The sequence below is a fragment of the Pseudoalteromonas piscicida genome (genome assembly GCF_002744175.1).
Lineage (GTDB): Bacteria > Pseudomonadota > Gammaproteobacteria > Enterobacterales > Alteromonadaceae > Pseudoalteromonas > Pseudoalteromonas piscicida_B.
Genome location: NZ_NKHF01000095.1, coordinates 1 through 9,402 on the forward strand (window position 1 = coordinate 1; position 9,402 = coordinate 9,402).

5 protein-coding genes are annotated in these 9,402 nt (G+C 45.1%); 2 read left to right on the plus strand and 3 right to left on the minus strand.

Annotation, left to right across the window (positions count from 1 at the left end; genetic code table 11):
* Window positions 1-389 precede the first annotated feature (389 nt).
* The gene (locus CEX98_RS18960; protein WP_099643570.1) at window positions 390-2,135 is read left to right on the plus strand and encodes a methyl-accepting chemotaxis protein; all 1,746 of its coding nucleotides are present in this window, start codon (window positions 390-392) and stop codon (window positions 2,133-2,135) included.
* Window positions 2,136-2,470: 335 nt separating this feature from the next.
* Here the strand turns inward: CEX98_RS18960 and CEX98_RS18965 are convergent, their stop codons facing one another.
* The 3 genes from CEX98_RS18965 to tmpT form a co-directional block, all read right to left on the minus strand.
* Window positions 2,471-3,847 (minus strand): glycerophosphodiester phosphodiesterase family protein, encoded by a 1,377-nt coding sequence (locus CEX98_RS18965; protein WP_099643571.1) that lies wholly within the window; start codon window positions 3,845-3,847, stop codon window positions 2,471-2,473.
* 335 nt (window positions 3,848-4,182) lie between these two features.
* Window positions 4,183-6,462 carry a CHRD domain-containing protein gene (locus CEX98_RS18970; RefSeq protein WP_099643572.1) on the minus strand — a complete coding sequence of 760 codons (2,280 nt, stop codon included), beginning with the start codon at window positions 6,460-6,462 and terminating at the stop codon, window positions 4,183-4,185.
* Window positions 6,463-6,609: 147 nt separating this feature from the next.
* On the minus strand, window positions 6,610-7,260 hold the full coding sequence (gene tmpT, locus CEX98_RS18975) for a thiopurine S-methyltransferase (RefSeq protein WP_099643573.1): 651 nt from the start codon (window positions 7,258-7,260) through the stop codon (window positions 6,610-6,612).
* Between the two features lie 168 nt (window positions 7,261-7,428).
* Here tmpT and CEX98_RS18980 point away from each other — a divergent pair, with 168 nt between their 5' ends.
* The gene (locus CEX98_RS18980) at window positions 7,429-9,276 is read left to right on the plus strand and encodes a choice-of-anchor I family protein (protein ID WP_099643574.1); all 1,848 of its coding nucleotides are present in this window, start codon (window positions 7,429-7,431) and stop codon (window positions 9,274-9,276) included.
* The last annotated feature ends 126 nt before the right edge of the window (window positions 9,277-9,402 follow it).

Consider the following 9,402-nt stretch of genomic DNA (forward strand, 5'->3'; position numbering starts at 1 on the left):
TAACATTGCCGCTGAATTATCCTCAAACGCCATCTCTGGTGGGAGCCGCTTTACGCGGCGAGCGGTTCAGTAACATATCGCGGGGTGAACCCGCTCCTACCGCATAACATTGCCGCTTGATAACGCTCAAATATCACCTGTGGTGGGAGCCGCTTTACGCGGCGAGCGGTTCAGTAACATATCGCGGGATGAACCCGCTCCTACTACGTAACATTACCGTTGGATAACCTCTCAAATGTCACCTCTGGTAGGAGCCGCTTTACGCGGCGATCTTGCGATTCACTTTTCACGGTTAGTAAGTCAATTCCACTTGTTCCTAATTCCAAGCTAGAAGATTATTCAGCCCTGCACTAACATTTATTGTGAACACCTCAATAAAGGTTGCAACTATGCAGTTTAACTCTATCCGTATACTCATGACCGCTATCTTTGGCGGCATTATTGTTTTTGTTGTTATTGTCACACTTCTCGTCACAAATATGTATAACGCTTTATTAGACGTAGAAGCGATGGCCGACAATAGATATAAAGCCTATCAACTCGCTGATGAATTAAGACAAAGCTCTGACGACCTAACTCGATTAGGCAGAACTTATGCTGTTACAGGGAATGATAAATACGAAAAAATGTATATGGATGTGTTGGCAATTCGCAATGGTGAAAAACCTCGCCCCGAAGGGTATCACAAGGTTTACTGGGATCTGGTGCTAGATTATGGCGATAAACCGAAACCGGACGGTAAACGGATGGTTTTATTAGACGCTATGAAAGCGGCAGGATTTAGTCAAAAAGAATTAAATTACTTAAGCCAAGCTCAAGCCAATTCGAATGGCCTTGTTGCGCTCGAAGTTGAAGCCATGAATGCTGTTAAGGGTAAATTTAAAGACAGCTCAGGTAATTATACGATTCAAGGTGAGCCCGATTTAAATAAAGCCATTCAACTTACACATAGCCAAGATTATCACCGTTATAAGGCCAATATAATGGAGCCTGTTGAAGCATTTTTTACAGAGCTTGAGAAACGCACAAAGCAAAACGTGATTGAGGCGCATAAAGCGGTGGAATCTAATTTAATGTGGGCAATTATTATGCTGATTGTGACGGTTTGTTTTAGCCTCTTTGGGGTATATTTGGTGCGCCGTCGTATTGTTAAACCCATTGAATCTTTGGGTCGCACCTTTGAGGAAATTGGTCAATCAAACGACCTCAGAAAAACGCTCGATGAGAGTGGAGCGACGGAAATACGAGTGGTGGCGAATATAGTTAATCGCATGCTGAGCAGCTTTAAAAATACGGTCAGTAACATAGGCGTTGCCGGTGGTGCAATGTCGCAATCATCTGAAGAAGTTGCACATTTTATTCGCAGCAACAAAGAAATAAGTGAAGAGCAAAATGCAAGGCTTGAAACCATCGCAACGGCGGCGGAAGAAATGACCATGACTCTGAACGAGGTGACCTCAAATACCGTAAGCACCGCTGATTATGCCAATCAAGTAGAGCTTGAAGCACAGCGAGGCATGGAAGTGATGTCTCAGACGAGTCAGCAGTTTGGTGATCTATCCATGCGCTTTGACGAAACTGCGAATATTATTGCCGAGCTTACCGAGCAAAGCGATCAGGTATCCAATGTGGTTAGTGTTATCCAAGCGATTGCAGAGCAAACTAATCTACTTGCCCTAAATGCGGCAATTGAAGCTGCCAGAGCCGGTGAGCAGGGGCGTGGTTTTGCTGTTGTGGCAGATGAGGTAAGAACCTTAGCGCAAAGAACACAACAATCAACAGAAGAAATTCGCGATATTATTAACCTCCTTCAGAGCAAAGCTGGTGGTGCCAATACAGCTATTCAGCAAAGCCAGCAACAGGTTAAGACAACCGAAGAGCAGGTCATGATCTCCACAGAAGTGTTAGACAGCATTTTTGAGGCTGTGAGTAAAATCAAAGATTTAACCCAAGGAGTCGCTACTGCTTCTCAAGAGCAACTCTCGGTAACTGAAGACATAAATTCCAATATCAACGGCTTGAGCGATATATCAAAAGAAGCGGTAAAAAGGATGAATGAGTTTATGGCCATTGTGGAGCAATTGGAAAAAACAAGCCAACACCTTAATGAAAACGCCAGAGAATTTACGGTGTAATGACAGCATCCAGCCCTATTTATCTGGTAGGAGCGGGTTCATCCACGAGTTTGTTAAACAGATCGCCGCGTAAAGCGGCTCCTACCAGAGGTGGCATTTTAGGGTTATCCCGCGACAATATCGCATGGTAGGAGCGGGTCCACCCCGCGAGCTTTTGAATAAGTTCGCCGCGTAAAGCGGCTCCACCAGAGGTGGCATTTGAGGGTTGTCCCGCGACAATATCGCATGGTAGGAGCGGGTTCACCCCGCGATGTTTTATTGAACAGATCGCCGCGTGAAGCGGCTCCTACCTGTGGGTTTATCCCGTGGTAATGGTATGTGGTGTATCTTTCATACTAAATGCTCGCTGGCATGCCCATGCAGCTTGCATAATAGGTTGTGGTGGCAGGCCAGTCTGAGAATACTCCAAGCACACCAACGTCTTTTGCTAATACATCTAATACTTTGAAGGCATCGCCGTCGGTGTCTATCATGGATTCACCTGTAAAGCTGCCATTGATGCTTTGGTAATACCAGCCACCGCCGTTTGCTAAGTGGCCTGAACGCTCGAGCGTCCAAGTAATAATACCAAGGCCAGCTGCTTTTGCCGCTTTAGCGTAAGGTGATGGCACAATCTCTCCACCTTCTTCGGTAAGTAACATCCAAAGGGGTGGCGCGATGATTTTCACGCCGTCAGCCGCAAGCTCAGCCATGGTTGGTGATAGTAATTCAGGGTTATATATGATTTGCTCCGCAGCAACCATCGTTTCGTTATCAGCAGATTGGGTATCATATCTATCATCTAAATAGACCGCTTGGGCACCAAACTCGGGGTTTTCTTTTATCCAGTACACAACATCATCAAGGTTAAATGATTGTGGCCACACTTGCTTTGGAGCGACATTCGCCGCTTTGTATTCGTCGATCATTTTTTGGGCATACGCCTGTTGAGTAAAGCCATCAAACGGCATTTCAACCGATGGTGACTTTAGCTCTGGGGTCATTTTCACACCTAGACTTTTAAATAACGCAATGCTTTGGGCATGTGTCATCAACGTGCCGCGGCTAGCGTACAGATCCGTACGCCACTTTGCGGTACCATCCATATATTCTTCTACCGTTGTCGCCATCGGATTAGCGGCGTCCATTTTACCTTTTAAAGTAGTAAACTCAGCCAAGGTGATGTCGCTGGTACAACACATAGCTTGAGCTGCAACCCCATTTTCAGGATCAGCAGGTGTAAAAGGCGTCGTACATTTTTGAGCCAAATCGGTTGCGAGAATATTCGTGGTTGTGTGTAAATCACATTGTGAATGGCGACAAACGAGCTCTTTGTCTTTGGTAAAAGCCACATCACACTCAACAATTCCGGCCCCCATTTTAGCCGCCGCAACATAAGATTCTCTAGTATGCTCAGGAAACTGCATCGGCGCACCACGGTGCCCGATGGAAAAGTCAGTTTTATAAAAAGGCCCGTTTGAGCACTGCTCTAGTTTTGTTTTAAGTGCGCTATGCTCCATATCTTGAATTAGAAAGTCGGGGCGAGTCCCAGTTTGCATATTGCTGGCGTTACCTGCTGGCACTTCAATGATAACTGGAATCTCTACGACTTTTAAATCGGTTTCTGTGGTCACAACAGGCTTTTCAACCTGCACTACTTCAACCGAATCATCATCACAAGCAGTTAACAACAACGTAGCAAAAAGCGCAGAAGCTAGGCTTATCTTTCTCATTTTATTACCATTTTTATTTTTTAAAGGAGGTATACGCTAGCAGTGATAGATGACTATTGGAGGAATAAAAAGCTACTATTTATTTACATTTATGTAACCAAATTTAGTTTTATATAACTTTTAATAAAAAAGGTCTGCTTGGCAGACCTTCTCACTTAAACATCTCTAACCTGTTATACCAAATGTATTAAGTAGATGATCTATTTGAAGCGGAGAAATAGCTTGAGTAGCTAGGCAAAAATTTTGCTATTTAGTTGTTCTAAATGAGAAATTTTTAACGACGCTACTATGCTATTTCATCCTTCAAATTGATTAGAGAACGAATTCAATTGGTATTAGTTTACGATTTGGCCTCTCAACTCGCCATTCTGGTTAGCAGGGGTGTGCACGTTCACATAGTGCCCACCACTTGCCAGTACTGCGAAAATTTCTGCTGTTAAGGCTGCATCTGCCGGCGCCATCCAGCGGTTGGGGTCGTTACTGTCTTGCTCGAGACCAAGGAATACTGGACCGTTTTCACCTGCAAACCCAGTATGAATGTGAGCAGCGGTGGCATCCGCAACGCCTGAAGTGAGTACTTGAAGCTCAAGGTCATAGCCATTTCGATTGACTAAGGCATAACCACTGCCAGTTGCGGTCGTAGTAACTGCTGGCACTTCTTGATCGCCACTTAATGGGAATGCTACGAAAGTAAAATTGCTGGTAAGGATCTGACCACGAAGTTCACCATTTTGGTTTGCTGGGGTATGTACGTTCACATAGTGACCGCCTGAGGCCAGCACTGCGAAAGTCTCTGCATTGATCATGGTGTTGTCTGGCGTCATCCACACGTTCATATCAGCGGTGCTTTGTTCCAGACCCACTAGCACACCACCATTCATGCCAATACGACCAGTATGAATGTGTGCAGCCGTGGCATCTTCTACGCCACTTGTGACTACTCGCAACTCCACCTCATAATTATCCATGTTAACAATGGCATAGCCGTCGCCCGAAGCCATGGTAGAAACCGCAGGTACTTCTTGCTGACCAGATAAACCAAACGTTGCTAAGGCATAGTTGTCAGTGAGAATTTGACCACGAAGTTCACCATTTTGGTTTGCTGGGGTATGTACGTTCACATAGTGACCGCCTGAGGCCAACACTGCGAAAGTCTCTGCATTGATCATGGTGTTTTCTGGCGTCATCCACACGTTCATATCATCGGTGCTTTGTTCCAGACCCACTAGCACATCGCCATTCATGCCAATACGACCAGTATGAATGTGTGCAGCCGTGGCATCTTCTACACCGCTTGTGACTACTCTAACTTCTACTTCATAATTGTTGGTATTCACCAGCGCGTAACCATCGCCCATTGCCGTCGTAGACACAGCAGGTACCTCTTGCTGACCAGACAAGCCAAACGTTGCTAAGGCATAGTTGTCAGTGAGAATTTGACCTCGTAGTTCACCATTTTGGTTTGCTGGGGTATGTACGTTTACATAGTGACCGCCTGAGGCCAGCACTGCGAAAGTCTCTGCATTGATCATGGTGTTTTCTGGTGTCATCCACACGTTCATATCATCGGTGCTTTGTTCCAGACCCACTAGCACATTGCCATTCATGCCAATACGACCAGTATGAATGTGTGCAGCCGTGGCATCTTCTACGCCACTTGTGACTACTCGCAACTCCACCTCATAATTATCCGTGTTAACAATGGCATAACCGTCGCCCGAAGCCATGGTAGAAACAGCGGGTACTTCTTGCTTGCCCGATAAATCGAAGGTTGCAACAGCATAGTTATCAGTCAAAATTTGCCCTCTGATCTCACCATTGGGCATATCCGGAGTATGAACATTCACGTAGTGTCCGCCTGATAGCAGCACGGCTAATGTTGCTTCATCAATCATAGTGCCTTCTGGCGTTACCCAATCTGTCATGACTTCATCGTCTTGCTCTAATACCACGAGCACGTCACCATTGTCGCCTATTCTGCCAGTGTGAATATGTGCAGCTGTAGCGTCGTCAACCCCCATAGTTACCGCTCGGAGATACAACTGCCCATCACTACTGTCATAAGCGGCATAGCCATATCCCATACCATCACTATCATTCATTGGCACTTGCTGCGAACCATCGAGCTTGAATGTGATGATACTGACACTATCAGGGACAATCTGCGCACGTAGTTCGCCGTTTGGAAACGCCTCAGTGTGAAGGTTGATATACCATTCACCATCTAGCATATCTTCAATAAGACCTTCAGAGAGATCGGTGATCGGAATACTCACCCTATTTTCTTCACTTGCTTCAAATGCGAATGCCACATCACCATTCGCGCCAAGATCGCCATCATGAATGTGTGCAGCACTAAAACCTTCAACGTCGCTATAATCTAGAGAAGCCCGAAATTGCATCAGGTTCTCATCCAATTCGACGGTTGCAGTTGCGCTTTGCATCGACATGTTCATAGGAACTTCTTGTTTCCCTGAAAGTGTCAATTCGAAGGTTTTAGTCGCTGAAAACTCAGGCGCTGGAGGTGGTGGCTCAGGGGCGATAGTTACACTACTGTCATCATCGCTACATGCTGCTAGCAGCAGCAAGCTGGCACTTACTATAAACTTTTTCATTATACTCATCCTGTAGATTAGGTTAAAAAGGATGACATATGCCATCCATTGTTATCCCCTACGCACGAGTTTGAATAAAAGTTCAGCAATTAAGAAAAATTATTGTATAAATAATAATAAGGTTGGACTTTGTTTGCCGAACAGCAGTTAGTCAGTACTTATTCCGAGGTCAAGTAACCAAACACTTTCCGAGGCGTCATCAATGCCTTTTAATCCACCAGCTACGAGTTCTCGATCTAAATGATTTATCCTGTATTTGCTACCATAATATTGTTCAACCATTTCAGCTGTTACCGCAAATGGTGGCCCTGACATTTTTGATTGATCGTACTCAAAACAGATAAGCAATTGTTTAGCTAAGTTGCTGATCGTCATCAAATGCTCACTATATTCAATGCGCATGGGCTCAGGTAATGCAACCAGTGCAGCGCGATCGTAAATTGCATCAACCGGACCGAGCAATGATTTGTCCATCGCAAAGAAGTCACCAACATAAATGGTCAGTTTTGGGGCTTGGTATACCGTAAACGCTCCAGCTTGGCTGATAGTTGGCGTTACATTAAGTATTTCAAACAGTTCACGAATAGCTGGTTCGTAGAGCTCAACCCCAACCACTTCTATTCCTCTGGCTAAAAAATATTGGATGTCTTGTGTTTTTCCGCATAACGGCAGTAGCACTCGACTACCGGCAGACAATGCCAGTTGCTCTGCATACTGAGTCAGCATTCGATTTATCTGCCCTTCATGGAATCCTGTTTGTCCATTTTCCCATAATTCATGCCAAAAGCTTGCTTCCACTATGTTTCTCCTATGACTTGTTTTGTTGGTATCCTACTACCTCAAGTAGACTTTAGGTCAACACTAGATAGATGTATTTGCCACAATAATTGTGAAAAATAACTGCCATATAAAAGTCATCTTACTGTGATTAAGTAACGGCTTTTATAACAATAAGCAGGATATGGTATGTTTAAGCACTCTCTACTCGCCCTTTCTTTATTTTCTTTATTAACTGGCTGCTCGCTAGATGGTGATGATGGCGCACAAGGTCCACAAGGCCAGCAAGGCGTTGCAGGTCAAAATGGCAGCGACGGTGAAAATGGTGCCGATGGCTCCAACGGCCAAGACGGCGTTGATGGACAAGATGGAACAAATGGTACCAACGCCAATAGTATGTTAGACATTAGCATGGTTGGACGTGCGGTACTAAATGCAGAAAGTCCAGAAGGCGCAGCTGAAATTGTTGCTTATCAAGCTACTAAAAAGTGGATATATGCTATCAACAGCTCAGGTGATGCCGCAGTTGTTGAAATCATCCCTGCAACAGACTTTGATAGTGCGGCGCTTGCAAAAAATAATGAAGGAGTGATCGCCACAACCAATTTAACAGCAGCCATCACGCTTAACCTAAATGAAAACACAGCGGGTGATGCAAACAGTATTGCTATTGATGAAAATAATCAATTACTTGCAGTCGCCATGGCAGCAAAAACCACAGGTGAAGCAGGTCAAATTGCATTTTATGATATTTCCGGCGCAGCTCCCGTTTTTGTTAAAAATGTCACCGTTGGCGCCCTACCTGACATGGTGACTTTTAGCCATGACGGCAACAAAGTTGTTGTAGCCAACGAAGGCGAACCTGCCGGTGATTACAGCGTTGATCCAGAAGGAACTATCAGCATCATAGATATTACCAACGGCACAATAGCAAATACCGCTACGCAGCTCGGTTTTACGGCATACAACGACAAACAAGCCGAACTTGAGGCCCAAGGTATGGTTTTTGCCAACCCTACGGGACGTACCATCAACGGCAACTTAGTTACCACCACTGTTGCTATGGACCTTGAGCCAGAATATGTCGCTATTTCCAAAGATAACCGTTATGCGTATGTTTCTATTCAAGAAAATAATGCTCTTGCTATCGTTGATTTAGCAGATAACAGCTTACGCTTGGTCGGCTTAGGGTTTAAAGATTGGTCTAACTTGACGATGGATGCGTCGGATAAAGATAAAAAGATCAACTTCAGAAAATACCCAGGACTTTATGGGATGTACCAGCCAGATACAATTTCTAGCTACACTTGGAAAGGGGCAAACTTTATTGTTTCAGCGAACGAAGGGGACGGCCGAGAGTACTTCTTTGACGCAGCAGATGAAGCCGACTGTACCGCTAAAGGTGGGCTAGATTATGACAAAGATGACGGCTGCTTAGCCTATATTGATGAGAGCCGTGCTGAAGATCTTACTTTGGCGAGTAATTTTGCCTATTTAAATAATGACGATGACGACATCGGTCGTCTTAAAGTTACTACCGTAAAAGGCGACGCCGATAATGACGGCCAATATGAATCGCTTTACACCTATGGTGCCCGCTCGTTCACCATTTGGGATAGCAATGGTTTGGTGGTGTTTGATTCTGGCGATCAAATTGAACGTATCACCGCATCCGTTCATGGTGCACAGTTTAACAATGATGAAGACGCTAACGAAGGCGACACTCGCTCAGATGCCAAAGGCCCAGAGCCAGAAGCATTGGCACTTGGTGAAATTGGCGACCGCACCTTTGCATTTGTTGGCTTAGAGCGCATGGGCAGTATTATGGTGTACGACATCACTAACCCTTATGATGTTAAGTTTGAAGATTACTTTTACAATCGCGGATTGGTTGAAGGCGCTGAAATTAGCGGTGACTTAGCACCTGAGGGCATGACATTCATCCCGGCTGATAAAAGTGCAACGGGTGAAGCCCTATTGGTGATCGGTAATGAAATTTCCGGCTCAGTCGCTGTTTGGCAAATCGCAGAAAAATAAGCCATTCATATTGTACCAATATAGAAGGCGCTTGATGCGCCATTTCTATTGAAAAGCTCGCGGGGTGAGCCCGCTCCTACCACAGTGGTGGGAGCCGCTTTATGCGGCGATATGCTCAAAAGCTCG